We start from the raw sequence: 26,280 nt of genomic DNA on the forward strand, positions 1-26,280 counted from the left end.
ATGCGCTCGCGAGAGGGCAGACGGCGGAATGTAATCGAAAAACCGATTACAATGCGCTCGCGAGAGGGCGGACGGCCAGATGTAATCGGAAAACCGATTACAATGCACTCGTGAGAGGGCGGACGGTCAGATGTAATCTGAAAACCGATTATAAGTGTATTGTTACTCAGGGATTATGCTCTATGCCGTCAGATAGCAGGCGAATGGAGATATATGAGGTGTCACTTATGAGCTGAAACTTAAGCCCTAAAACGGTACCTATCCTACAAGGATGGCAGCGCCGTTTCCGTGTGGTACAGACGAAGTAGTGGAGGTGATGCGAATGCGGCAAGTCATAGGTGTGGATATCGGAGGGACAGGCATCAAAGGGCTTGTAACCGATGAAGCGGGGACGATTCTCGCGGAAGCCGGACGCGACACGGAGGCCCGGCTGGGCCGGGAGGTTATTCTCGGCCAGCTCCACAGCCTGGTGGAGGAACTGCTGGCTGGCCATCCCGCGGTGGAAGCGCTGGGGATCGGCTCGGCGGGCAAGGTAAATGCGGATTCAGGCGAGGTGGTCTACGCCACCGATAATCTGCCCGGCTGGCAGGGGATGCAGCTTACGCAGTGGGCAACGGCTGCGTTCGGGCGGCCTGCGGCGGCCGATAATGATGCCAACGCGGCGCTGCTGGGCGAGGCCTGGCTAGGCGCGGGACGCGGCAGGGCGAGCCTGGTCATGCTGACCCTAGGCACCGGGGTCGGCGGGGCTAATCTGGCGGAAGACCGGCTGCTGCGCGGAGCCGCCTGGAGCGGTGGCGACTGGGGGCACAGCGTGCTGGTGCCGGGAGGTCGCCCCTGTAATTGCGGCAAGCGCGGCTGCGCGGAGCAATATGTGTCCGGCCAGGCGCTGCTGCGGCTGGCACTGGAGGAGACCGGCCGGGCGTATGCGCACGGGCGGGAGATTATGGCGGCGGCGGAGCGGGGCGACGCGTCAGCACTGGCGGTGCTGGAGCGCTTCACAGCGGATCTTGCGCTGGTGACAGCTAACATCGGGGCGGCGGTAGACCCCGAGCTGATTATTATCGGCGGCGGGGTCATTCAGAGCCGCGCGGTCTGGTGGCCGCTGCTGGCCGGGCAAGCGGGCGGTAGTTTGGCCGCCCGAATCATGCCGGCGGAGCTGGGCAACAGGGCAGGCTGCTTCGGCGCAGCCCGGCTGGCTCTGGAACGGCTGCGCCGGGACGAAGGCGAAAGACAGATCTAATTGCTGCGGCAGGGAGGAGACAGAGAGATGGCTGGCGAACAGGAGAAGCGTTCGGATGTAGTAATTATCGGCGGCGGACTTGGAGGAACGGCGGCGGCGCTGGCCGCAGCCAAGGCAGGACTGCGTGTGCTTGTGACAGAGGAGACGGACTGGCTGGGCGGGCAATTGACCTCCCAGGCCGTGCCGCCGGATGAGCACCGCTGGATTGAGGAATCGGGCAGTACCGCATCTTACCGGGAGTTCCGCAGCAGAGTCAGGGAGTATTACAGGCGGAATTATCCGCTTACGGAAGCTGCCAGGAGTAACCCTATACTGAATCCCGGTAACGGTTGGGTCAGCCGGCTGGCACATGAGCCGAAGGTGGCACTGGCTGTTCTGCAGGAGATGCTGGCCCCGTATGTGAACACCGGGCGAATCGAAGTGCTCTATCATACGGTGCCGGTCGCTGCTGATACAGAAGGGGATTACGTTACTGGAGTAACTGTCCGGCAGGGAACGGGTGGTGACCTGATCAGGCTGCGGGGAGCCTACTATCTGGATGCCACAGAGTGCGGCGATCTGCTTCCGCTGGCCGGAGTGGAGCATGTCAGCGGCGCTGAAGCCCGCAGCGAGACAGGGGAGCCGCACGCTCTGGAGGCACAGGACCCGCTCGACATGCAGTCGATTACCCACGTGGCGGCGGTGGACTATGTGCCGGGTGGAGACTATACGATTCCGCGTCCAAGAGATTATGATTACTGGCGCGAATATGTCCCATCGTTCTCGCAGTATCCGATCTTAAGCTGGTTCGCTTCAGATGCTGACGATACTAGCAAGCTGAAGCAGTTCACGATGTTCCCGAATGAGCAAGGGATTGTCTCCCTGTGGGATTACCGGCGGATCGTAGACCCGGCCATCTGGACGGAGCCGCTGAATGACGGCGAAGTCACTCTGCTGAACTGGGCACTGAACGATTACTATGCGGGGTCAATTATCGGCGTATCGCCGGAGGAACGGGAGCGGCACCTGGAGGGGGCGAGACAGCTTACCCTCTCACTCGTGTATTGGCTCCAGACCGAAGCGCCCCGCCTGGACGGCGGGCAGGGCTACCCGGGCGTGCGCCTGCGCGGAGATGTGCTCGGCACAGAAGACGGGCTGGCCAAGGCCCCTTATATCCGGGAATCCCGGCGCATCCGCGGATTGTACACGGTAGCAGAGCAGGATGTGAGCAAGGAGCTGCGCGGGCCGGCCGGGCCTAAGCGCTATGAGGACAGCGTAGGGGTAGGCAGCTATCATCTGGATCTTCATCCCACGACGGTGAGCCAGCGTACCTTTTATATCCCGAATCATCCTTATGAGATTCCTCTCGGATCATTGATCCCGGTGCGGGTCAAGAACCTGCTCCCAGCTTGCAAGAACATATCCATGACCCAGATTGCGAACGGCTGCTACCGCCTGCATCCCACAGAATGGAATATCGGCGAAGCGGCGGGCACCCTCGCGGCCTATGCCATCAGGCAACAGGTCGAACCATCGGCAGTCAGGGAATCAGCGGAACATCTAAGGGCCTATCAGCAGCAATTGATTGCGCTCGGTGTTCAGCTGCACTGGACCCCGGAGGAGCTGGAGGCTTAAGCACACCTTCTCCGGCCATCCAGTATAGCTCAAACGTCTATAATTATATATCCAAGGTAAGGTGCCTCGTCAGCGGGGTGCCTTTTTGGTATGGGCTACCTAGTTGTCGATGTTACCTGGAATCAAGTAGGTGGATAAACGTATCTTGTTTTATTGGTTTTAGCAGAAACGGAGGAAGCAAGTGGAAATTGTACAACTAAATTGCTTCAGTCTCGCTCCTCAGTAGAAAACATGAAAAATTAAGTGCCCTTTCTCCAACTCCTATCGTACTAGGGCCTAATCGTCCATCAGCAAGTGTAGAAAATCCAACTGTTTCCTCTTGCAAAGAATACTTTGTAGAGTAAACCCGTAAGCTTCTTTAAAGGTAATAGTAGAGAAATGTCGAATCTAGTCATTATGACATTTCAAGGAGTGAATTTATTTTGTGTAAGACGATCAAACTTGTATCCACCACTGTACTTGCTTTCCTGCTATGCTTCGTATCTATTTCATCCGTTTTTGCAGAAGCCGCTCTCATCACAGACAAGAATCTGGAACAGGCGATTCGTGCCGAGCTGAAGAAGCCGGGCGGTCCCCTTACCAAGGAAGATCTGCTGACCCTAACATCCCTCTATCCTAATGATCCTGAGCAGAAAATTAACAGTCTAAGCGGACTAGAGCACGCTGTTAATATGAAAAGCTTAATGCTCCCAGGGCTGGGCATTACCAATATTGAGCCCCTTCAAAATCTACATAAAGTCACCTTCTTGGCTCTGAACGACAATCAGATCACTGGGCTTGAACCGCTGCAAGCACTATCCCAACTGAAGCAGCTTAATCTCGATGGAAACAACATAGAGAAGCTTGATGCACTGGCAGGATTAATCCATCTAACCGATCTGTTAATCGGCAATAATCAGGTTAAGGATCTAACTCCCATCCAATCATTGGTTAAGCTGAACTGGTTAATCATAAACGATAACCAAATCCAGTCTCTTGAACCGCTAAGAAATCACCCGGAGCTGGAGCATGTCTACTTTGAGAATAATCTGGTCGAGGATATTAGTGTCTTAACCACTCTTCCGAAGCTTAAGGAGGTTTCCATCGGCAATAATCCTCTGAATGCAGGTGCACAGAAAATTCTAACCGAGCTCGCTGCCAAAGGCGTCGAAGTGCTTGATGAAGAGACCAAAGAAGCGGCCACACCTTCAAATCCTGACGAAATCATGGTGCATTTGAATGGCGAGCGTATTACATTCCAAGCTCCACCCATCCGGCAAAATGGATCGGTCATGGTTCCGTTCCGCACTATTTTTGAAGCATTGGGATTAAAGGTGGAATGGGACCCCAAAACCCAAACGATTAAAGGAAGCAAACCGGGTACGCTGATCAAGCTTAAGCTGGGTTCAACTACTGCTGAGATTAATGGCAATCAGAAAAAACTGACCGTCGCTCCTGCTAACATTAAGGGCACCACCTACGCTCCATTGCGTTTCATCGGCGAAGCTGTGGATGCGAAGGTGAGTTGGCTCGCTGAGCTTCAAACCGCCTTCATTTATACTAAGCAGCCATTTGCAACCAAAGATAAAAAAATCCAAATTACCGCCTACGGGGATTGGCAAGAATTACCGATTTCTATGGAGATTGCTGAAGATCTCCAGCTTATTATGGTCTCGCCCGAGAATAACACGCTTACCATTCGTCATTATAATAAGGATTATCTGGATATGAATTTCGAACAATTTGTCAGCTATCTCAAAAAAGATATAGCGAAGAAGGGTGCGTCGAAAATCACTCAGCAATCTGTAAAGATAGGTAAAATCGCTGCAAAGCAGTTGATCTATAGTGTGGGAGATGCAGATGGAAAGCTCGATTTTCAAATGATTCTGTTTGAGCAGAATAATGAAATCTACACCTTGTTGTCAACTTTCCCAGCGAAAATCAGCAGACAAGCCAAGTCGGAATTCAATGAAATATTGAAAAGCATACAAGTGAACTAACTTAACGGGTAAACCACTAAACGGTAGTCAAATAACAGCGGCAGTCTGAGACTTTTGTCAAGTCTTATTCTGCCGTTGTTTTATATTAAATTTTAAATATAAATTTATATATAAAAGTTCAGGCCTGTTATATACTCAATCTAGCTTTCCCAAGCAGCGTACACCATGAGATGAGGAGAACTGAGAGAACATGCCAATTCTGAACAGATTCAAAGGAAACACACAGGCAGATGCGCCGCCCCAAACAGACCGTCAGCTGATCGACCTATTACGAAACTATGTGGAGCGGGCTGAGCGCAAGGAAGAAGAGCAAGCCGATACATATTCTGCCGCAGTTCCTGATGAACTGCAAGCATTGTTAACGCGACTAACGTCCGTGATACATAAGCGTGAGGACTATTACAAGGTTCGGTTGGAGATGATCACTGAAGCGATTGAGATCTCCCTGTGGGAGATGGATGTATATGAGGGTGATCCGGTGAATCCGAATAATGAGTTCAGGTGGACGGATGAGCTGCGCCGGATGATCGGCTATACGGATGAGCATGATTTTCCCAATGTGCTGGAGAGCTGGTCCAATTGCCTTCATCCCGAGGATAAAGAGGGGGTACTGCAGCTGTTCGCAGATCATATGCTGGACCGGACGGGCACGATCAAATACGACATTGAATACCGGCTCAAGACGAAAGCAGGCGAGTACAAATGGTTCCAGGCGACGGGCACAACCGTACGTTCCGCTGACGGATCACCTATTATGGTAGCCGGAGCTTTGCTGGATATTCATGATAAAAAAATCAAGCAGGACGAGCTGGGCGCACTGGTGGTCCGCTATGATCTGGTGAACCGCGCCCTGGTGGAAGCACCTTGGGATATGGTGGTTATCGCAGGCGATCCGGTCAACCCGGATAATGAGTTCTGGTGGTCGGAGCAATTCCGCCGAACGATTGGTTTTGAAGGCGAGCATGATTTTCCGAACCTGTTAAGCAGCTGGAGCAACCAGCTACACCCCGAGGATCTTCAGCCCACGCTGGATGCCTTCGCCAATCATCTTAATGACTACACCGGGCAGACGGACTATACAGTGAACTACAGATTGCGCTCCAAAAATGGCGAGTATCGCTGGTATCACGCAGGCGGTGAAACGATCCGGGACGAGCAGGGTATCCCTCTGCGGGTAGCAGGAACGATTCGTGATATTACGCAGGAAATCAATAAAGAGGATACAATCAGACGGGTAAACCTGCAGATGGAAGGCTTGCTGACTGCGATTAACGAGATTGTTCACGGGATTGTATCGGTAACAGAGCAAGCTCAGGATATCGCCGAAGTCCAGGAGCAATCCTACAAGGCTGCAGTTGATGTGAAAGAAAAAACGAATGAAACCAAAGAAATCACCAAATTCATCAGTGAGGTCTCGAATCAGACCAGTCTGCTCGGGCTGAATGCTTCCATTGAAGCTGCTCATGCGGGGGAGTATGGCCGGGGCTTCTCTATTGTGGCAAGTGAGGTGCGCAAGCTCGCAGACCACAGCAAGATGGCTTCGAACAATATTGAGAAAACTACGCAGGAGATGAATGACCGGATCGATCATATTATCAGCACCATTAACGGCATGTCCAGCTTGACCGAGGCCCAGGCTGCACTGACGCAAGAGGTTAATGCTTCTGTCGAGGAAGTAAGCAGGATGTCGGAGGAGCTTTTAGGTATTCTGCGTACTTTATAAGCGTTAACTGGAATGGAACACCATAGCCTGAGATCAAAAAGCGGAACGGAGCTTCAAGCGTTTCGCTTTTTGATGTTGCAAATTAGATTCGATATCAGAATTGACAAATCATCAGAATCCAGCTATATTGAATTTCGGTAAATTATATTTCGCGCAATTAATAGGAGGAGCATACTGATGTCCGAATCCAATCATGCTTTTGGTCAAGCGCTGGTGAAATCTTTGGTAGGGGAGCGCGGACATATTGCGATCGCCCGGGCCTTGCCGGATCTGACACTGGAGCTTGCAGGTTATACAATAGAAGGAATTCCTTACTCCATCTATCAGCTGGTGAAGCATATGGGCTTCTGGCAGGATTTCATGCTGACCCACCTGGAGGGCGGCCAGCCTCAGCGGCCTACAAGCGTACAGGAGAGCTGGCCTGCGGAGAAGGCCCCGGCAGAGGAGTCCCAGCTTCAAGAGGCCATCGCGCATCTGCTGCAAGGTGTCGATAAGGCGGTTGCTATCGCTCAGAGCGCCAAGCTTGACGAGCCATTAGCCCATTTTCCCGGGGAGGCCAAGGGCGGGCTGCTGCGCAATATCGCCTCCCATAACTCCTACCATCTGGGAGAGATTGTTCTGCTCCGCCGTCTGCAGGGTGCGTGGCCACCGCCAGGGGGCGGGTATCCTGCTTAAAGAGAATAATCCTGGAAAAGTCTGCAATGCTAGGTTGCAGGCTTTTTGCTATGGAAGCAATAACATTCATTGACAGTTCGTGAAAAAGTAGATGATAATTTAGTAGATTCATCCTATAAATAATGGAAATTAGATCTATCAAATCTTCAAGGAGGCGGGCATGGAAGCAACCTATGATCTGTTTACGATTAAAACGCATTGCATGAATTTCCTGAACTACGCTTATCTCGGTATTGACAAGACTTCCCGCAAAGCTTTTGTAGTTGATCCATCCTGGGATGTATCGCAGATGATCCGTATTCTGGATTCGCATGAGGCCACAGTCACGGCTGTTCTGCTGACCCACTCTCATTTTGATCATACCAATATGGTGAAGAAGCTTGAGCTGCTCTACCGTCCTACTGTCTACATCTCCAAAACCGAGGCAGATTACTATAAATACCGCTGCAACCGGCTCCGAACCGTCGAGGACATGGACCTCATTCGTATCGGTGATTCACGGATTACCTGTCTTGTGACGCCCGGCCATACGCAGGGAAGTGTCTGTTATTGGGGGCAGGACCATCTGTTCTCCGGGGATACGGTATTTATTGAAGGCTGCGGCTTATGCGACAGTAGCGGAGGCTCGGCTGAGGATATGTTCAACAGCATCCACCGGCTCATCCGGCTGATTCCTCCCAGCACCCGGGTATACCCGGGACATTCCTTCGGCGATCCGCCAGGCAAAGAGATGAGCTATCTCTACAAAAATAATCTGTATTTCCAGATTGATGATATCAATCATTTTGTGAAATTCAGGAACCGTAAGAATAATGCCAGACTGCTTGATTTCAAATAAGCCGCTCTACAATCAGGGGGGACGGAAATGCACAGCGAAATCGTATTTATGTTCTCCGGGCAAGGCTCGCAATATAATAAAATGGGGCTTGAATTGTTCGGGAAGCAGCCGGTATTCCGGCAATCGATGGAACGCCTGGACCGGATTGTTCATCAGCTGACCGGCAAGAGCGTGATTGAAGAGCTGTATCAGAACTCACGAGGTAAGGGTGCCAGCTTCGAAAATATTATCTTTTCCCATCCTGCAATCTTCATGGTGCAATACGCGCTGGCGGAGACTCTGGAAGCTGAGGGAATCACCCCACGCTACACGCTGGGAGTCAGTCTCGGGGAGTATGTGGCGCTGGCGGTGGCTAAAGTACTGACGCCTGAACAGGTGCTGGAGCTGATTGTGACGCAAGTACGGCTGCTAGAGTATACCTGCGACAACGGCGCGATGATTGCTGTTCTGGATCATGTGCAGCTCTATCACCGGAACGCCGAGCTGAACACCCGCTCCGAGCTGATCGCTGTGAATTTCGACAAGCACTTCACCATCGCTTGCAGAAGCGGGCATACCGGCGAAATCCAGCAGTTCCTCAGAGCACAGGGTGTGGCCAGTCTGAGGCTGCCTGTGAACTACGCCTTCCATTCCTCGTGCATCGATGAACTGGAGAAGCCTTATCGTACATATATGCAAAAGATCGATTACAAGACGCCTGCTCCGGGAGTGACACTGGTATCGGCCATGACCGGGGGGAAGGTGCAGACGGTGGATGAATCCTTCCTGTGGGATGTGGTGAGGAAGCCGATGAATTTCCGCACAGCCCTGGAGGGTCTGACTGCCGGCGGGCCGCGGCTGCTGCTCGATCTGAGCCCGTCGGGTACACTGGAGAACTTCAGCAAGTATATTCTCGGCAAGCCGCTGGCCCATAAGGTCCGGTCAGTGATTACACCGATGGCCAGCGAGCTGAAGAAGCTGAATGAGATTGTGAATGATACCTTAGAAGTCTGATTAAGCCCAATCCCTACAAGCAGCGTTTTCTCTAAGTTATGGAGAGCCGCTGCTTTTCTGTTGTTGTAATTTGTGTATAATACATGTACAACCATACATGTAACGGAGGGAACGATGAAGCGGTTCATGCCATATCCATCCCTCTCGAAGAGGTTAAGGGCGTATATGCCCTTTCTATTCAGCGGAAGTATGCCGCTGCGGCGGAAGATTCTGCTAAGCAACCTCCTGATTGTCCTGCTGGCACTGGTGATTTTCATGGTCAGCATTCAGCGGATTGTCTTCAATCAGACCCTGGAGAGAACCACGGCAAGCTCACAGCAGGAAGTGAAGCTGGTCAAGCAGTCGATGGAGACGGTGTTCCAGTCGGTCCAGAATTTCACCAAGTTCGTGCTGATCAATCAGGACACCCAGAAGCTGCTCAGCAGCGATACCGGTACCGGCAATGATGTTGCTGCACTGAAGTCGATCTACAATACACTTGCAGCGATGCTAGTAACCGAGCCGAATATCGATTCCGTAATTATAGAATCCTTGAGCGGCAATCTCTATTACACCTCCAATCTGACCGGCGTGACCCGGGAGAGTCTGGGAATCTATCCCAAAGCGGAGATTGATGCAGCCAGAGGCGGGGCGGTCTGGGCGGATTCGCTTACGCCTGCTTTTCTGTCCGGGATGAAGCATAAGAATATGATCAGTGTGGGCAGGGTCATTAAGAGCATGGAGAAGGGGACCCCGCTTGGCTATATCTATGTCAACATTGACGAGCGGACGCTTGCCCGCCTCTATCATAATGAACAGAACCCGGAGAGCGCTACGCTGGTCATTAACCGGTATGGAAGAATCGTCTCTGCGAATGAAGCCACAAGGGTGAACCAGCCGGTTCCGGAGGAATCCCTCACGAATTGGGTCAAGTCAGTCTCTCAAGGGACCCGGACCCAGGAGGTCGACGGAGACCGTTATTTAGTATCCATGCAGAGTCTTGCTCCCTATGACTGGAAGGTAGTCCAGCTGGTGACGATATCAGAGCTAACCTACGGGTACTGGAAAATCGCTCTGCTGCTGGCCGGGTTTGGCCTGATCAGCATCCTGTCGGCCGTGCTTCTGTCTATTCTGTTCGCCCGCCGGCTGACCCGGCCGCTCAGCCAGCTTAGTGAGGTGATTGTCGAAGTGGGCAGCGGGAATCTGGAACGGCGCGCCGCCGCCGATTCTGAGGACGAGGTCGGGCGGCTCGGAGCTACCTTCAATGAAATGGTGGAGCGCATCCAGGGCTTGATGGTCCAGGTGGAGACGGAAGAGAGGACCAAACGGATGCTGGAGCTGCGGTTGCTCTATTCGCAGATCAAGCCGCATTTCCTGTACAATACACTGGATACCATTCGTGCGATGGCTGTGATGTCCGGGGCGAAGGACATTAGCAAGATGCTGAAGGCACTGGGTGAGTTCTACCGGATCTCGCTTAGCAACGGACAGGAGCTGATTACGGTGGCCCAGGAGCAGAAGCATCTGGAGAGCTACCTGTATATTCAGCAGATCCGTTTCCCTAAGCTGAACTACCGGATATGGATCGAGCCGGGGCTGGAGTCCTGCCTGGTGCCGACCATGCTGCTTCAGCCGCTGGTCGAGAATGCGATCCACCATGGCATTAGAGGGATGGCGGACGGAGGCTGGTGTGAAATTACCTGCGAAGCGGAGACCACGAATGGACAGAGGCGGCTCTGCTTCACTGTCTGCGACAACGGCAAAGGCATGAGCGAAGAGCAGCAGCAGATGATCTGGTCGGGGCATGACAGTGCGGAGAGGTACAGCTTCGGACTCCGAAACATTCAGGACCGCATCCGCCTGCGGTTCGGCGGGGCCTATGGAATCTCTCTGACCTCTGAGCCAGGCCAAGGCGTAGAAGTGAAGCTGCGCTTGCCGCTGCTTCTGCAGACGAACGAACAGGAAGAGGGGACAGTCAGACTATGAGTACAGCACCGGTAGCCCGCGTCCTGATTGTGGATGACGAATATTATTTCAGGCAACTCCTGATCCGTCTGGTGGACTGGGAGGCCGCCGGGTTCGAGGTCGCCGCAGAAGCGGATGACGGCACGACCGCATTGCAGATCATCGGGGAGCAGCCAATCGATCTCATCATTACGGATATTGAGATGCCGAATATGAACGGGCTTGAATTCATTGGAGAAGTCCGTAAGCTGAATTCGGCGGCCAAACTGATTTTTATCACCAGCTACGATAATTTCTCTTATGCCCAGCAGGCCATTTCGCTTGGAGCGGACCATTATCTGCTGAAGCCCGTCGATGAGGATGCTGTCGAACAGGCCCTCCGCACGATCCGGACGCAGCTGACGGAGAAGTGGGAGGCAGAGCGCTACATCAACCGGCTCAGAATCAAAGCCGGGGATGTGCAGGAGCCGCAGGCAGGCGATGCCCGTGCGCAGAAGCGTCAGAGCAGCGGCACGGCCTTAATCAGCAAGACCATCGCCTATGTGACGGCACATTACGCTGAGGATACATTGTCACTCCAGAGTACGGCCAGCGCCCTGTTTGTGAACCCGAGCTATTTAAGCCATGCGTTCAAGAAGGAGACCGGCGAGTCTTTTGTGGAATATGTAACGAACGTCCGTCTTGGGGAGGCTATGAAACTGCTCAGCCAGGGGGCCACCGGGGAGGAAGCCCCGGCACCCAAGATTGCGACGATTGCCCGGCAGGTGGGCTATAAAGACCCGTTCTATTTCAGCAAATGCTTCAAGAAACGTTACGGAATGACCCCGAATACCGTATACAGCGGTTCCTATTCGGATACATAAAGAGCAGCTATACTCAGAGTCCGGTGTTTTGCAGCCGGGCTTTTTCATTTGATTACATTTTCGCTGATTAAAGTTAACCCTGTGTAAAGCTGCCGTTAAGATGGGAACGCCCCGTAAATTAAGTGTAAAGTAAGCTGACATACCTAAAAATTTTACTGTTAGAACCAATATATCTCCATTCGTGCACGGCGGTTCACTTGTTAAGATGATACCTGTAAGTCAAATCCCGAAATATTGAAAGGTGGTCCAACACAAATGTTCGGAAAAAAGCTTGGGGTAGTTGCAGCATCCATCGCGCTCAGCAGTGTAGTGCTTAGTGCTTGCGGAGGAGCCAATGGTAACGAAGGGGCAACTCAGAATCAGGATGCGAAACCGGCGGAAGGCAAGGAATCTGTCTCCTTATGGATGTTCGATGCAGATCCGATGTATCAGGCTGCTGCCGAGGCTACCGCAGCGGAAGTCGGCGTGGATTTGAACTATGAGTACATACAAGACGAGACCTACAAGACCAAAATCAGTGTTGCACTGGCTGCCAATGAGCTGCCGGATGTCTTCCAGCAGCATGCCGGGAAGTCCTACCGGACCCCTGTACTGCAATCAAAAACGGTAGCCCCGCTGAACGATACCCTGGATTCCACGGGACTTGGGGCGAAATTTCTGGACAACCAGCTGGTGAAGGAGGAAGACGGCAATATCTATTCCGTTCCTTCCAACATCAGTACAACCCTGGTCTTCTACTATAACAAAAAGCTGATGAGCGATCTGGGCGCTACGCCTCCGGCAACCTGGGACGATCTTCAGGCACTTGTAACCAAGGCCGAAGCTAAAGGGATCATCCCTATCGCCCTCGGCGGCAAGGAAAGATGGCAGGGCGATCTGCTGTACAACATGCTCGTAGCGCGTCAGGACGTTAACGCCTTCGACAATGCGATTAAGGGCGATGCGAAGTTTACAGATGCTCCATTTGTAGATGCAGCGAAGCAGGTAGCCACCCTGGTAAGCAGCAATGCCTTCCAGAAGGGCTTCCTCGGCTCGGCTTACCTGGATGCCCAGGAGCTGTTCAAGAACGATAAGGCGCTGATCTGGATTGACGGCAGCTTCAACTTCGGCGCGCTGTCGAAGGCCATGGGCGATAATCTCGGATATATCGCATTCCCTAAGACTGGTGTAGAGGATGTCTACAGTGCGACGATCGGCTTCCAGAACTCGGCGGCACCTTACTCCTTGTTCGTGAACAACAGCTCTAAGCACGTGGGCAAAGCCAAGGAATTCGCTATTAAGCTGTCCCTCAAGCTCAATGATGAGTTCGTACGCAAAGGCCTGCCGGGCTATGCCGCCAGCGAAGTGAAGTCGGAGTCGCAGAATGAGCAGCTCTCCGCTTATGCTACGGATATCAGCAAAACAGCCAAAACCCAGGCGATGTGGTTCGGCCTGCTGTCGGCAGATACTGGTCAGGAATACCGCGATATGACGCAGCAGCTCTATGGCGGCAATCTGACGCCTGAGGAATACACAGCACAGCTGGAAACCTTGCTCCGTTCGGCAGAGTAAGACAGGTTTTACAAATATAATAGGGGAAAGGCGATGCAGTCTCTTGGACCGCATCGCTTTTCTGCACTCTGATAGGTGGATAGTGATGGAAAGAGCGCTCTCGGATAAGAAATTAATCGCTTTGTTTCTAGTGCCCGGCTTAACTATATTTCTGATCTTCTATTTCGTGCCGATCCTCATGACGGCGTACTACAGCTTCCAGGAGTGGGACGGGATTAACCCTATGGCCTTCGTGGGCCTGGACAATTACACCAAGATGTTCACCGCAGATAAAAGCTTCTGGAAGGCGGTATGGAACAGTGTGGCCTTCCTGCTGACAGGCGTGTTCGTTCAGCTTCCGCTCTCGTTCGGCCTGGCGCTGCTGGTCTCCCGAAAGATGAAGGGACGCAAATGGTTCCGCAATATTTACTTTTTCCCGGTGGTCATGTCAACGACGATGGTCAGTCTGCTGTGGGTCAAAATCTACGATCCGAACATCGGGATGCTCAACACGCTGCTGGAGGCTGCTCACCTGGGCAGCTGGGCCCAGGCCTGGCTTGGAGATACCAAGACGGCACTCTTGTCTGTCCTGATCGTAACGACCTGGCATTATGTAGGCTATAACATGCTGATCCTGTTCGCCGGTATCCAGGGCATCTCGGAGCAGTACTATGAGGCTGCGAAGCTGGACGGAGCCGTCGGCTGGAAGGCCGTCCGTTATATCACGCTTCCGTTATTGTCTGATGTGCTGCGGATCTGTGTCGTGCTGAACGTGATTTATGCGCTCAAGACTTTTGAAAGTGTGTATGTTATGACCAACGGCGGACCGCTGCATTCTACGACCATGATTGCCCTGAAAATGTTCCAGGAAGCGTTCCTGAAGCAGAACTTCGGTTACGGCAGCGCACTTGCTGTGTTCATGGTGCTGGAGTGTCTGATCATCGCCTGGGTGCTCAATAAAGTGCTTACCCGTGAAAAAATTGAATATTAAGGAGGACCGGACATGCTAAAGAGTACTAAAAACACAGGCCTCTATCTACTGATGGGCCTCATTGCCGTCCTCCAGTTGTTCCCGCTCTACTGGCTTGTGGTCAGTGCATTTAAGGATAATTCGGAGATTATCGGTGGAGTAGTCTGGGCGCTCCCTACAGAATGGCGGTTCAGCAATTTCTCAGAAGCCTGGGTAAGCGCCAAGGTGAATCAATACTTTTTCAATAGTGTGTCAGTTACGCTGATTACCCTCTTGTGCGTGCTGCTGTTCGCTTCGATGATGGCCTACGCGCTGACACGGATGAGATTCAAATATAACGGATTGATTCTGTTCATTCTGCTCATGGGGGTCATGGTGCCGATTCATGCTACGCTGATCCCGCTGTTCATGATCCTGAAGAATCTCGGCCTTCTCAGCTCACGGCTGTCGATTATCCTGCCGTACATCGCTGTGAATCTGCCGATTGGCGTCTATATGCTGTCGGCGTTCCTGCGGAGCATGCCGAAGGAGCTGGAGGAGGCTGCGTTCATCGACGGCTGCGGGGTGGTGAAGTCCTTCTTCAAGGTCGTGCTGCCGCTGCTGAAGCCGCCGCTGGCCTCGGTTGCGATCTTCGTGTTCCTCGCTGTGTGGAATGAGCTGTTGATGGCGGCAACCTTCATCCAAAAGGAATCGCTGCGGACGCTGCCACTCGGCTTGATGAACTTCAGCGGCCAGTATAGTATTAGCTGGGGACCGCTGGCCGCAGCGATGGTGATCTCTACGCTGCCGATTCTGCTCGCCTATGTGCTGTTCAGCGATCAGATGGAGAAGAGCTTCACCGCAGGTGCAATTCTGAAATAGAGAAAAGAGAAGGGTGAAAAGAGATGATGGTACCGGCAGCAAGCCGTAACCTGCGCAAGATCGTGATTATCGCTACCTCGGATGTTCATGGCAATCTGTGGGGCTACCGTTATGAAGACGGACTCGATACCGTAAATGACGGGCTCGCCAGAGTAGCCGCTTACGTCCGCGAACTTAGAGAGAGCGGGACGGAGATTCTGCTGATCGATAACGGTGACATCTTTCAGGGGAATATGCTGACTGACGATGTCTACAATAAGCGGCCGGATGAGAGGCATCCGGTTGCGGCGGCACTTAATGCCATGGGCTATGCCGCGCTGACCCTGGGCAATCATGAGTTTAACTTCGGCCTTAGCCTGATCGAGCGAATCAAGCAGGAGCTGAGCTTCCCGGTGCTCGCGGCGAATGTCTGGGATTCAGAAGGCAGACCGTTTGCAGAGCCGTATGTGATCCTTGAGCAGCAAGGCATCCGGATTGCGGTCATTGGACTGACGAACCCCAACGTTCCGCGCTGGGATGGAAGCAAGGTGGAGGGCCTAAGGTTCGGACATATGGCCGAGACCGCGCAGGCAATTGCCGCCTCCCTCCGCGCGGAAGGGAAGGCGGACCTGATTGTGATCAGTGCCCATGCGGGCATGGTCGCAGAGTTCGATGAAGAGAGCGGCTCGGATGCCGCCGGACGGATTGCGGAGCTAGTTCCTGAAGCAGATGTGCTGCTGGTCGGCCATATGCATATTACCGTGAACCAGCGTATCGGGAATACCGTTATTGGCGGACCGCGGGACCGGGGGCGGGAAGTTGTACGCTTCGACCTGACACTGGAGCTGGACAGTGGCCAGCCCAAGGTTGTGAGCCGGGAGGTCACGGTGGTAGATATGAGCGGCTGGGAGCCGGACCCGGAATTGCACACTCTGGTTGCCGAGGCGCATGAAGAGACCCTCCGGTTCATCGCCGGAGGCGGCGGAGGCTCTTCGATAGAGGGGGAGGGCGGCATCTTGGGCTATGCGGCCGCTGATTTCCAGCCTGAAGAGACTGCCGGCCTGCCGGCGGGACGAGTACAGGATACGGCGGTCATTACCTTGATCCAGCGTGCCATGCTGGAGGCCAGCGGAGCAGATGTTGCCGCTACAAGTCTGTTCAACGACAAGGCGGATCTGAAGCAGGGACCGCTGACGTATGCAGACGTCTACCGCATTTATCCTTTTGACAATGTGCTGTATGTCGTAACCGTCACCGGCAAGGAGCTGAAGGCTTATATGGAAGCTTCGGCTGCCCATTTCCGGCAGTGGCAGCAGGGGGACACGGAGATTGCCGCTGATCCCGAGGTGCCGAGCTACCTCTACGATATGTTCGCCGGGATTAATTATCAGATTGATATCTCCCAGCCGGTGGGCCGGCGGATCATCCATCTGGCCTACCGGGGCAGACCGCTTGCCGATACGGACGAGCTACAGCTTGCCGTTAACAATTACCGCTACAGCAGCCTGTTGAAAGCCTCTGGACTGGTCAGCGCCGTCAAGCACTGGGAGTCGGATTGCAGCGTCCGCGAGCTGCTGGTCCGTTACATCCGGGAGCGCCAGACGATCATACCGGAGGTCGATCATAACTGGTCTATTGTGGGGATGGATTGATCCCGAATGATTGAATTAAAATAGCCGAGTTCATACTCCGTTCATAATGCCGTCATGTTGAGGACATCTTAATCAAGTAGACTCTATCTATACCGCTAAGGCGAATCTACAGATAGAAGGACAGGAGAAGATGGACATGGCAGGAACCGCTGAAATAAATAAACCTGAAAAGGGACGCAAGAAACGGAGATTATGGTTGAAAATATTAGGTGGCATTATCGGAGTGCTCGTGCTGTTCATAGGCATCACCTTTATCGTTAATGTCATCAGTAACGGGATAGAGAAGAAGAAGATCGAATCGTACGGGCAATACGTCAATGTAGACGGGAAAAAGATGAATGTGCTGATTCAAGGCAGCGGTGAACAGACCATAGTTCTCTTGCCGGGGCAAGGAACCGCTTCGCCTGTGCTTGATTTCAAGCCGCTGATAGATCAATTGACGCCTTCGTACAAAGTCGTAGCCATCGAGCCTCTCGGCTATGGCCTGAGCGATGGGACAGATAAAGAAAGAACGACGGAGAATATCATCAGTGAAATTCATGAGGCTGTGGAGCAGCTCGGTCTGAAGCGTTATATTCTGATGGGACATTCCATTACAGGACTCTATGCTGTATCATATGTAAATGCTTATCCGGATGAAGTTCAAGCCTTCGTAGGAATTGACAGTAGTGTGCCCAATCAGCCAGGCATGGATGTGAAATTGCCGCTGAAGGCCATGAAGTTTGCCAAGGATTCAGGTGTGATGCGGCTGCTAACGAAGCTCAGCGGAGATTCGTTTAAATCGCTTGACTATGATGAGCATACCAAAGAGCAGATGAAACTGATCACCAATGTACACGGCAATAACTCCACACTGATGAATGAGCTTAGCCACCTTGGTTCCAATTTCAAAAACGGCTCAAAGCTGAAATACCCGCAGGATTTGCCGGTCTTGCTGTTCGCACAATCCAATAACGAGAACAACAAGCAGTGGATTCCGCTGCATGAGGAGCAGGCGAAGCAGTCTTCACAGGGTAAATTGATCCCAATGGTAGGCTCCCATTACCTGCACCATACGAAGTACAAAGAAATCGTCGAGGAATTCAAGGAATACATGAAGACCGTTCAATTGAAGCAAGCCCAGTAGGGAGAATGGAATACTATAGTGCGGCGCCCCTCGGGGTGCCGTTTTTTCGTAGAAAGATAAGAATTTATATGCTTCGCGCTATAATTATCCTTCTATTTCTCGCTGAAACGGTACCGTCCTTTAAAAGGATGGCAAACCCGTTTCCACTTGATATAACTAATTATAAATGCTCAATTTCGCAACCTATTCCAATTATTGGAGTCTAATTTAAGAATCAGCAATTCTACAAATTAGATGAAATGGATGAGATGCACGTATGAAAAAATGTAGTTGGTTCCTCCTGTTGGCTGTCCTATTCTTATGCTTCCCGCTCAACGGGCGGGCCAGTGCCGCTGTGAAGACAAGTCCGACCATAATACTGGACGGGCAAGCAATCCCTATGCAAAAGAAAGACAAAGTCGAATTGATCAACGGCAGTGTGATGGTTCCCTTGCGGATCATTGCGGAGAATATGGGAATGGGGGTTCTCTGGAATCAACAGGTTGGAACCGTAACCATCCCGAAGGAATCCGGCAGTATAGTGCTGACGATCGGCCAAAAGAAAGCCCTGATCGATGGGGCCTCCCATTCGCTGGCCACCGCTCCCCGGAACCGTAACGGAACCACGCTGGTTCCGCTAAGGTTCATCAGCGAAGCCATGGGTGTCCAGGTGAGCTGGGACAACAGTCTCAAGGTGGTGGGCTTGACTTCAGCCCCGCTTCCGCTGGAGCAGCCGGCCATCACTCCTGCTCCGGCAAGCCCTGAAGTCCCGGACCAGCCGGTGCCCCTGCCCGCCGCAGCCGCGGCGACTTCCACCGTCCATAGTCTCAGCTTCAGCGATGACCGCCTGATGCTTGCTTTTACCGGCGATGTCCAGCCGTCTGTACATACCGGAAACGAACCGCTGCAGATTGTAGTGGAGCTGCCCCGAACGAACTTTTCCGCAGATTTCTTACAGACAGTATCGTGGGATAGCCGCACCCAATCCGGCGAGCAGACCGTTACCGGCGTTCCCAATGTCAACAAGCTGTATTACGGGCTATTCGAACCGGAAGCCGCCACCTTGCGGGTTGTGATTGCGCTCTCTGCAGATACGAATTATACCAGTTACATCGAGGAGGATGCCGCCTCCCGGCTCCTGGTCGTCGATCTGAGCTCTGCCACAGCCGGATTGCCTCCGGCAGAGCCGGTCCAGCCGGGCAACGGGAAGAAGACCGTTGTTATTGATGCCGGCCATGGGGGTGCGGACCCGGGAACGATCGGCATTTCGAAGAAGCTGGAGAAAGATTTCAACCTTAGCGTCGCCTTGAAGGTGGAGCGCCTGCTGCTGCAGGAGCCGGCATTCAATGTTGTGATGACACGCCGTGAGGATACCTATCCGCCCAACAAGCAGCGGGCAGAGATGGCCAATGAGCTGCAGGCCGATGCCTTCGTCTCCATCCATGGCAATTCTGTCACAGGGTCGCCCAAGGTGCGGGGAACCGAAACCTATTATTACAGCCAGGAGAGTAAAGCCTTCGCCGATATCATGCATCGGCATCTGCAAGGGACCACCGGCTTTCCGGACCGCAAGGTTAAATACAACAAATATATCGTATTGAAATATTCCAACATGCCCGCTACGCTGCTGGAGGTTGGTTTCTTGTCCAATGCCGCCGAGGAAGCCATCCTGTTCTCCGACGATTTCCAGAACCGGGTAGCGGCTGCTATCGTAGCGGGGCTGAAGGAATATTTTGGGATCGCTTGACCCCGTCTGTTCCTGCATTTATAGCTTTCAAGATCGCGGTCCGCTCCTTATAATATAGAGAGTGAAAGGAGAACCCCGCCTTAAGAAGCTGAGCGTATTTTATCGATAAATAGGGGGTTAAACGATTGAATCAGCATGACCAAAGCGCAAATTCAGCAAGCCTGTTCCGTAATCGCTTTCTGCAGACGATTTTATTATCCAGCGTGCTGCTGCAGATCGGGATCTGGGTGCGTAATTTCGCGATTCTGCTCTATGTTGCGGAGCGGACCAATAATGATCCCTACGCCATTTCGCTGATCAGCGTAGCTGAATTTGCACCTATCTTTGTTTTTTCCTTCATTGGAGGAACCTTTGCGGACCGGTGGCGCCCGAAGCGGACGATGATCTGGTGCGATTCCCTGTCTGCGGTATCGGTGTTCGCCGTTCTGCTCAGCATTCACTTCGGCTCGTGGGAATCCGTGTATCTGGTCGCCTTCATCTCGGCCATTCTGTCGCAGTTCTCCCAGCCTTCCAGTATGCGGTTATTTAAGTTCCATGTACCGGAGGAACAGCTGCAGCAGGGGATGGCGCTCTTCCAATCGCTGATGGCCATCTTTATGGTTCTCGGACCGATGTTAGGCACTTTCGTATACAGCACCTTCGGCCTTGAGATCTCCATTGCCGTAATGGGCGTTGCTTTTCTGCTGTCGGCGCTCGTGCTTATTCGTCTGCCGGAGGATCATATGGAAGCCGGGACAGTTGCGGCGAAAGGGCAATTCCGTAAGGACTTCACCGAAGGCTTCCGGTATGTCTGGCAGAGCCAGGTGCTGCGGATGCTCGGACTTGCGTTTGTACTGGCGGGACTTGCCGTGGGCGCAGCCCAGGCACTGAATCTGTTCATCGTTACAGAGCGGCTTGGCCGAAGCAAGGAGTTCCTGCAATACATGCTTATGGTCAACGGTGCAGCCATGCTGATCGGGGGAGGGCTCGTAGCCGCCTTCGCCAAAAAAGTTCCGCCCCAGCTGCTGCTCGCCATGGGGATGCTGGCAGGTGCCGTATGTACGACCATTGTCGGGTTCTCGACAAGCATTCCGCTCACGCTGACCATCCAGTTCCTGAACGGGCTGATGTTCCCTTGTATTCATATCGGGATCAGTACGATGATTCTGAGATGGTCTAATAGCTCCATTGTCGGCCGGGTCAACGGGGTGCTGAATCCGATGTTCGTCGGGATGATGGTGGTGTCTATGTCTTTCTCGGGTGCGCTGAAGAGCGCTTTGCCGCTTAGTACCATTTACAGCGGAGCCGGACTCCTGTTCCTCCTGGGTGCACTTATGATGTTACCGATCATGAAGCATAAGGCGCCGGATCAGGCGCAGGCTGCCTAGTATTAATTTAATGATTTCTTTATAGGTACTCTTAATAAGAGTACCTTTTTATACATAACAGGCTACAACGGAGGCCCTTAAATATGACACAAATATTGCTGGTTGAAGACGATCCGGCCATTGCGCGAAACCTGGTGCTGCTGCTTCACTCGGAGGGGTTCACTGTCACGCACGCGCCTACGCGCAAGGAAGCAACGGCTGCGCTTGACGGATATATGTTTGACCTGGCGCTGATTGATATCTCATTGCCGGACGGCAATGGCTTTACGGTATGCACGGAGATCAAGGAGGAGCAGGACATTCCCGTCATCTTCCTGACGGCTTCGGGCGACGAGGCGAGTGTGGTGACGGGGCTGAATATGGGGGCGGACGACTACATCACCAAGCCGTTCCGGCCACGGGAGCTGATCGCGCGGATGGGCACGGCTCTGCGAAAAAGCGGGCGCTCCGGGTCTACTTTTGATCTCGGCGGGCTGCATGTTGATCCGGCCAGCGGAGTTGTGAAAAAAAACGGCCGGGAGGTATTCCTCTCCGCGCTGGAATACCGGCTGCTGCTCGTATTTGTGAACAATCCCAGAACCATTATTACACGGGGCAGACTGCTGGATGAATTGTGGGACGCAGCGGGCGAATTTGTTAATGACAATACGCTGACTGTATATATCAAGCGCTTGCGGGAGAAGATCGAGTGCGATCCGGCAAGCCCGAAGATCATCCTGACGGTGCGGGGGACGGGATACCGGCTGGGGGGCAGCGATGCTGCGCAATAGAGAGGTCCGGCAGTTTGCCGTGGTGTTCGTCCTCCTCGCCGCCGCCGCTGTAACGGCTGGATTCGTCATGAACACGGCAGCGGGCGTCCTGGCCATAGGCTGCACTGCTACTTTTGGCACAGCGTTCGTTGGATTTACCCGTGCCAGATACAGGAGCCTGGCGAGATTGTCCGATGAAATTGACCGGGTGCTGCATAATGCGGACCATCTGTTCATCGCTGATTCGGAAGAGGGCGAGTTATCCATCTTACATAGCGAGATTACCAAAATGACGCAGCGCATCCGCGATCAGAACCGCGAGCTGATTAAGGAAAAGGGCCATCTTGCCGATTCCCTGGCTGACATCGCCCACCAGCTCCGTACCCCGCTCACCTCGGTGAACCTGATTATGACGCTGCTTGCGAATAGTCCTGCGGAAGACGAGCGGAAAGCTTTTATACGGGAGACCGAGGAACTGCTGATGCAGATGGATTGGCTGATTACCTCTCTGCTCAGGCTATCCCGCCTGGATGCGGGTATTGTTGTATTTCAAAGCGGGCCTATCGCCGTTAACGACCTGCTCCGCACCGCTGTTCGTCCGTTCCTGATCCAGATGGAGCTGCGCAATGTAGACTTAAGGATCGATTGCCCTTCAGGAGTAGTGATCCAAGGCGATCCGGCCTGGCTTCCGGAAGCGATCCAGAATATCCTGAAGAATTGCCTGGAAAGCGCAGGGGAGAACGGGATGATTGAGCTGGTCTGCACAGACAATCCGCTGTATACCGAGCTGATAGTACATGACAACGGCCCGGGCTTCAGCAAGGAAGAAATCCCCCGGCTGTTCGACCGCTACTATCGCGGCAGTAACCCTAATCATGCAGGGTACGGAATCGGACTTGCCCTCTGCAAAATGATTATCACCCGGCAGGGAGGTACCGTTACCGCACATAATCACCCGCAAGGCGGTGCGCTCTTCAGGCTTCGTTTCCCTAAGTGACGGATCTCTCACCTGAAAGTCACAGAGATGTAAGCTTACGGCTCTATGATAGGGATAGATCAGGTGAAGGGAGAATTGCAGCATGGAGTTTTTGAGAATTGACAAGCTGAGCAAGGTCTACGGGAAGGGAGATAACCGGGTTACAGCGCTGGACGAAGTGTCTCTGACGATTGAGAAGGGGGAGTTCACGGCGATCATCGGCTCCTCCGGCTCCGGGAAGTCTACCTTGCTTCACATCATCGGCGGAGTCGATGTGCCGACAAGCGGCAACGTTTATCTGGACGGACAGGATGTATATGCGCAGAGCAATGACAAACTGGCGATCTTCCGCAGGCGGCAGGTCGGGCTGATCTACCAGTTCCACAATCTGATTCCCACGCTGGATGTGGTGGAGAATATCACCTTGCCGATTCTGATGGACAAACGCAAGGTCAACGAGGAGCGGCTGAACGATTTGCTTGAGCTGCTGGGGCTGACGGACCGGAGAACGCATCTGCCAAATCAGCTCTCGGGCGGACAGCAGCAGCGGGTATCCATCGGACGCGCACTGATGAATGCCCCGGCGGTCATGCTGGCGGATGAACCCACAGGCAGTCTGGACAGCCGGAATGGACATGAGATTATTAATCTGCTGAAATTAAGTAATCAGAAGTATAGGCAGACCCTACTCATCGTTACGCATGACGAGAATATTGCCCTCCAGGCAGACCGGATTATCGGCATCTCAGACGGCCGGGTTGTGCGGGACGAACGGGTACGGCCATGAATATTTTCAATAAGGTTACCCTCCAGAGCCTCAAAAAAAGCCGCACGCGGACCATTGTAACGATTATCGGAGTAATCCTATCCACTGCTATGATCACTGCTGTCTCCACCTTCGCCGTATCCTTGCAGAGCTATATGATCAAGGGCTCCATTGCCAAATACGGCGGCTGGCACATCGGGTTCCCGGCGGTGGATTCCTCCTTCCTGCAGGAACGGACACACGATCAGGCCGTAGCCCGTACAGCATCCTTCGAAAATATTGGCTATGCGGCACTTAGCGGCGGCAAGAACCCGGATAAGCCTTATCTGTTCATTGCTGGCGTAAGTGAAGACGAAGCTTCCCCCGGTACCCTGCCCGTCACTCTGGTCTCCGGCCGAATGCCGGATAACAGCAGTGAGATTCTAGTCCCGTCACATCTGGCGGCGAACGGCGGGATCAAGTTCGCGGAAGGCGACATGCTCACACTGGCTGTGGGAGACCGGATGAACGGCAACCAGCGGCTGAACCAGCATGATGCCTATCAGGCGGATAAGGCCGCTGAAGTTTTGGTGCCCCGTGCAGAGCGAACCTATAAGGTCGTCGGAATCTGCGCAAGGCCTGCTTTTGAGGAATCCACTGCACCAGGCTATACCCTGATTACCAGAGCCGATCCGTCAGAGCGGGCGGACAGCTTCAGCTTATATGTTACCCTGAAGCATCCGCGTGAAGTGAAGGCTTACGCAAGCAGCACCGCTTCAGGCCATGCTTACATCTACAACGATAATGTGCTGCGCTTCATGGGCGTCTCAAGCAGCGGGTTGCTAACTGCTCTACTGTACACGGTTGGTGGGATCGTCGCTTTTATTATTGTGGCCGGTTCGATCTTCATGATCTACAACGCCTTCACCATCTCCCTGAATGAGCGCACACGCCAGTTTGGCATTCTCTCATCGGTGGGAGCCACAGCGAAGCAGCTGCGTAACTCTGTGCTGTTCGAAGGTCTGTGTATTGGTGCGGCCGGAATACCGGCTGGCATTCTCTTGGGAATAGGCAGCATGGGACTTGTGCTAATGGCCGTATCCAGGAACTTCGGGAATATTCTCTATTCCGGTGTACCGCTGAGCTTGAAAGTGTCTGTTCCGGCCATTGTGTGTGCGGCAGCGCTAAGTATGGTTACGATTCTGATCTCGGCCTACATTCCGGCCAGGAAGGCGGCAGGCACTCCCGTGATGGAGAGTATCCGCCAGACGAACGAGGTCAAGGTTGAAGCCAAGGCCGTGAAGACGTCCAGCCGGGCGCAGCGTATCTACGGTCTCGAAGGCACCCTTGCACTTAAGAATTTCAAAAGAAACAAGAAACGCTACCGCAGCATTGTGCTGTCGCTCATGTTAAGCGTCGTGCTGTTTATATCGGCCAGCGCTTTTGTCACTGATTTGAAGCAGATGTCGGAACAGGCAGTAGCGTTCACCACCTATGATATCGGCTTCGCCACACCAACTATGAAAGACAGTGAAATGCTGGCGCTCTACGACAAGCTCAGAACCGCAGGCGGCATCTATGAGAGCTCTTACCAGACGCTGCTGAAAGTGACGGGGACAGCCCAGGCAAGCGAGCTCTCGGATGCCTATTGGGGCACAGAGGGGGACTCGGGGAAAGCAGTCAATGATGGAAAAGCAGGAAATGCAGGAAAAACAGGTGCTCCTTCGCCGGGCCGGTCGGATGAGCAGGCAACGCTGCCCGTAGATCTGCAATTTCTGGATGACAGCGCTTATCTGAAGATTCTCGAAGGGCTGGGCTTGTCCGCAGCGGAATATACAGGTCCGGACGCCAAGTTCCTCGCCGTTGCCAAATCGATGAGTCCTGCCGACGATAAGCGGCTGAAGGAGGCTGACGAGTTCCGTAATTTGTTCAAGCGTTCATCCTCTACCCTGACCATTGCCCCCGAATCAGAGGGAGGGTCGAAGATTGGGCAGGGGCATGACGTAACGGTTACGTTCGTAGAGACTGTACCGCCGGATACCCTGCCAGTTACAGGAAGCCCCGCCTCTAGTCAACCGTTCTTCTTCCGGATAATCGCTCCTTATTCACTCATCGGCAAGTTTGAGACGGCGGACAGTCCGCCGGCAGTGAAGGGCCTGACCTTTCGTTCCAAGCATCCGGCACAGTCGGTCGCGGAGATGGAGAAGACGATCCAGGGTGCGCAAATTACGGATGAATATAAGCTGTATAATGTGTATGCGATGATGGATGAGAGCCGCAATACGATATTCATCATCAACGTGTTCGCCTATACCTTCATTATCATGATCTCGCTGATCGCGATTGCCAATGTGTTCAACACGATCTCGACGAACATCAAGCTGCGCCGCCGGGAGCTTGCGATGCTCCGCTCTATAGGGATGTCCGACCGCAATTTCCAGCGGATGATGAATTTCGAGTGTGCCTTCTATGGCATGAGGGCGCTCTTGTTCGGGCTTCCCATTGGGTTGGCCTCCTCCTGGCTGATCTACCGGGGCATGCTCATCGGCGGGGCGGACCAGATTGACTATGTCTTCCCTTGGATCAGCATCGAAATCAGCGTGTTCAGCGTGCTCCTGATCGTATTCGTCACCATGCTGTATTCGGTCAGCACAATCAAGCGGGAGAATATCATTGATGCGCTGCGGGATGATATGACTTAGGCGATCCCATCGATCCCAAGCTTGACCC

20 protein-coding genes are annotated in these 26,280 nt (G+C 53.3%); all 20 read left to right on the forward strand.

What is annotated here, in order from left to right; translation table 11 throughout:
• Positions 1-322 precede the first annotated feature (322 nt).
• The gene (locus J2Z70_RS07000) at positions 323-1,240 is read left to right on the forward strand and encodes an ROK family protein (protein ID WP_209870871.1); all 918 of its coding nucleotides are present in this window, start codon (positions 323-325) and stop codon (positions 1,238-1,240) included.
• 27 nt (positions 1,241-1,267) lie between these two features.
• Entirely contained in the window at positions 1,268-2,854 is a 1,587-nt protein-coding gene (locus J2Z70_RS07005) for an FAD-dependent oxidoreductase (RefSeq protein WP_209870874.1), read from the forward strand.
• A gap of 422 nt (positions 2,855-3,276) precedes the next feature.
• Entirely contained in the window at positions 3,277-4,833 is a 1,557-nt protein-coding gene (locus tag J2Z70_RS07010; RefSeq protein WP_209870877.1) for a stalk domain-containing protein, read from the forward strand.
• 190 nt (positions 4,834-5,023) lie between these two features.
• Positions 5,024-6,556: a methyl-accepting chemotaxis protein gene (locus tag J2Z70_RS07015; RefSeq protein WP_209870880.1), complete on the forward strand. Its 1,533-nt coding sequence runs from the start codon at positions 5,024-5,026 to the stop codon at positions 6,554-6,556.
• A gap of 177 nt (positions 6,557-6,733) precedes the next feature.
• Entirely contained in the window at positions 6,734-7,231 is a 498-nt protein-coding gene (locus J2Z70_RS07020) for a DinB family protein (protein WP_209870883.1), read from the forward strand.
• Between the two features lie 160 nt (positions 7,232-7,391).
• The gene (locus J2Z70_RS07025) at positions 7,392-8,069 is read left to right on the forward strand and encodes an MBL fold metallo-hydrolase (RefSeq protein ID WP_036726939.1); all 678 of its coding nucleotides are present in this window, start codon (positions 7,392-7,394) and stop codon (positions 8,067-8,069) included.
• A 27-nt stretch (positions 8,070-8,096) separates the two neighbouring features.
• On the forward strand, positions 8,097-9,062 hold the full coding sequence (locus tag J2Z70_RS07030; protein WP_209870886.1) for an acyltransferase domain-containing protein: 966 nt from the start codon (positions 8,097-8,099) through the stop codon (positions 9,060-9,062).
• Between the two features lie 165 nt (positions 9,063-9,227).
• A complete protein-coding gene (locus J2Z70_RS07035; RefSeq protein WP_209870890.1) occupies positions 9,228-11,027 on the forward strand; it encodes a cache domain-containing sensor histidine kinase in 1,800 nt (599 codons plus the stop codon).
• Positions 11,024-11,869 carry a response regulator transcription factor gene (locus tag J2Z70_RS07040; protein WP_209870893.1) on the forward strand — a complete coding sequence of 282 codons (846 nt, stop codon included), beginning with the start codon at positions 11,024-11,026 and terminating at the stop codon, positions 11,867-11,869. The genes J2Z70_RS07035 and J2Z70_RS07040 overlap by 4 nt, the downstream gene beginning before the upstream one ends.
• Before the next feature lie 255 nt (positions 11,870-12,124).
• Positions 12,125-13,420 carry an ABC transporter substrate-binding protein gene (locus tag J2Z70_RS07045; protein ID WP_209870897.1) on the forward strand — a complete coding sequence of 432 codons (1,296 nt, stop codon included), beginning with the start codon at positions 12,125-12,127 and terminating at the stop codon, positions 13,418-13,420.
• 85 nt (positions 13,421-13,505) lie between these two features.
• Positions 13,506-14,390: a carbohydrate ABC transporter permease gene (locus J2Z70_RS07050; protein ID WP_209870900.1), complete on the forward strand. Its 885-nt coding sequence runs from the start codon at positions 13,506-13,508 to the stop codon at positions 14,388-14,390.
• A gap of 12 nt (positions 14,391-14,402) precedes the next feature.
• Positions 14,403-15,230: a carbohydrate ABC transporter permease gene (locus J2Z70_RS07055; protein WP_036726921.1), complete on the forward strand. Its 828-nt coding sequence runs from the start codon at positions 14,403-14,405 to the stop codon at positions 15,228-15,230.
• A gap of 23 nt (positions 15,231-15,253) precedes the next feature.
• Positions 15,254-16,861 (forward strand): bifunctional metallophosphatase/5'-nucleotidase, encoded by a 1,608-nt coding sequence (locus J2Z70_RS07060; RefSeq protein ID WP_209870903.1) that lies wholly within the window; start codon positions 15,254-15,256, stop codon positions 16,859-16,861.
• 136 nt (positions 16,862-16,997) lie between these two features.
• Positions 16,998-17,987, forward strand: a complete 990-nt coding sequence (locus J2Z70_RS07065) for an alpha/beta fold hydrolase (RefSeq protein ID WP_036726920.1) — start codon at positions 16,998-17,000, stop codon at positions 17,985-17,987.
• A 283-nt stretch (positions 17,988-18,270) separates the two neighbouring features.
• A complete protein-coding gene (locus J2Z70_RS07070; RefSeq protein ID WP_209870905.1) occupies positions 18,271-19,713 on the forward strand; it encodes an N-acetylmuramoyl-L-alanine amidase in 1,443 nt (480 codons plus the stop codon).
• Between the two features lie 125 nt (positions 19,714-19,838).
• Entirely contained in the window at positions 19,839-21,080 is a 1,242-nt protein-coding gene (locus tag J2Z70_RS07075; RefSeq protein ID WP_209870908.1) for an MFS transporter, read from the forward strand.
• Between the two features lie 83 nt (positions 21,081-21,163).
• Positions 21,164-21,850, forward strand: coding sequence for a response regulator transcription factor (locus tag J2Z70_RS07080; RefSeq protein WP_209870911.1), 687 nt, complete (start codon positions 21,164-21,166; stop codon positions 21,848-21,850).
• Complete coding sequence (locus J2Z70_RS07085) at positions 21,837-22,826, forward strand: sensor histidine kinase (protein ID WP_209870914.1); 990 nt, start codon at positions 21,837-21,839, stop codon at positions 22,824-22,826. The genes J2Z70_RS07080 and J2Z70_RS07085 overlap by 14 nt, the downstream gene beginning before the upstream one ends.
• An 82-nt stretch (positions 22,827-22,908) precedes the next feature.
• On the forward strand, positions 22,909-23,592 hold the full coding sequence (locus J2Z70_RS07090; RefSeq protein WP_036726914.1) for an ABC transporter ATP-binding protein: 684 nt from the start codon (positions 22,909-22,911) through the stop codon (positions 23,590-23,592).
• Positions 23,589-26,252 carry an ABC transporter permease gene (locus J2Z70_RS07095; RefSeq protein WP_209870917.1) on the forward strand — a complete coding sequence of 888 codons (2,664 nt, stop codon included), beginning with the start codon at positions 23,589-23,591 and terminating at the stop codon, positions 26,250-26,252. Before J2Z70_RS07090 ends, J2Z70_RS07095 begins: the two co-directional genes overlap by 4 nt.
• Positions 26,253-26,280 lie beyond the last annotated feature (28 nt).

Origin of the sequence: Paenibacillus silagei, from assembly GCF_017874735.1 — a bacterium.
Lineage (GTDB): Bacteria > Bacillota > Bacilli > Paenibacillales > Paenibacillaceae > Paenibacillus_AQ > Paenibacillus_AQ silagei.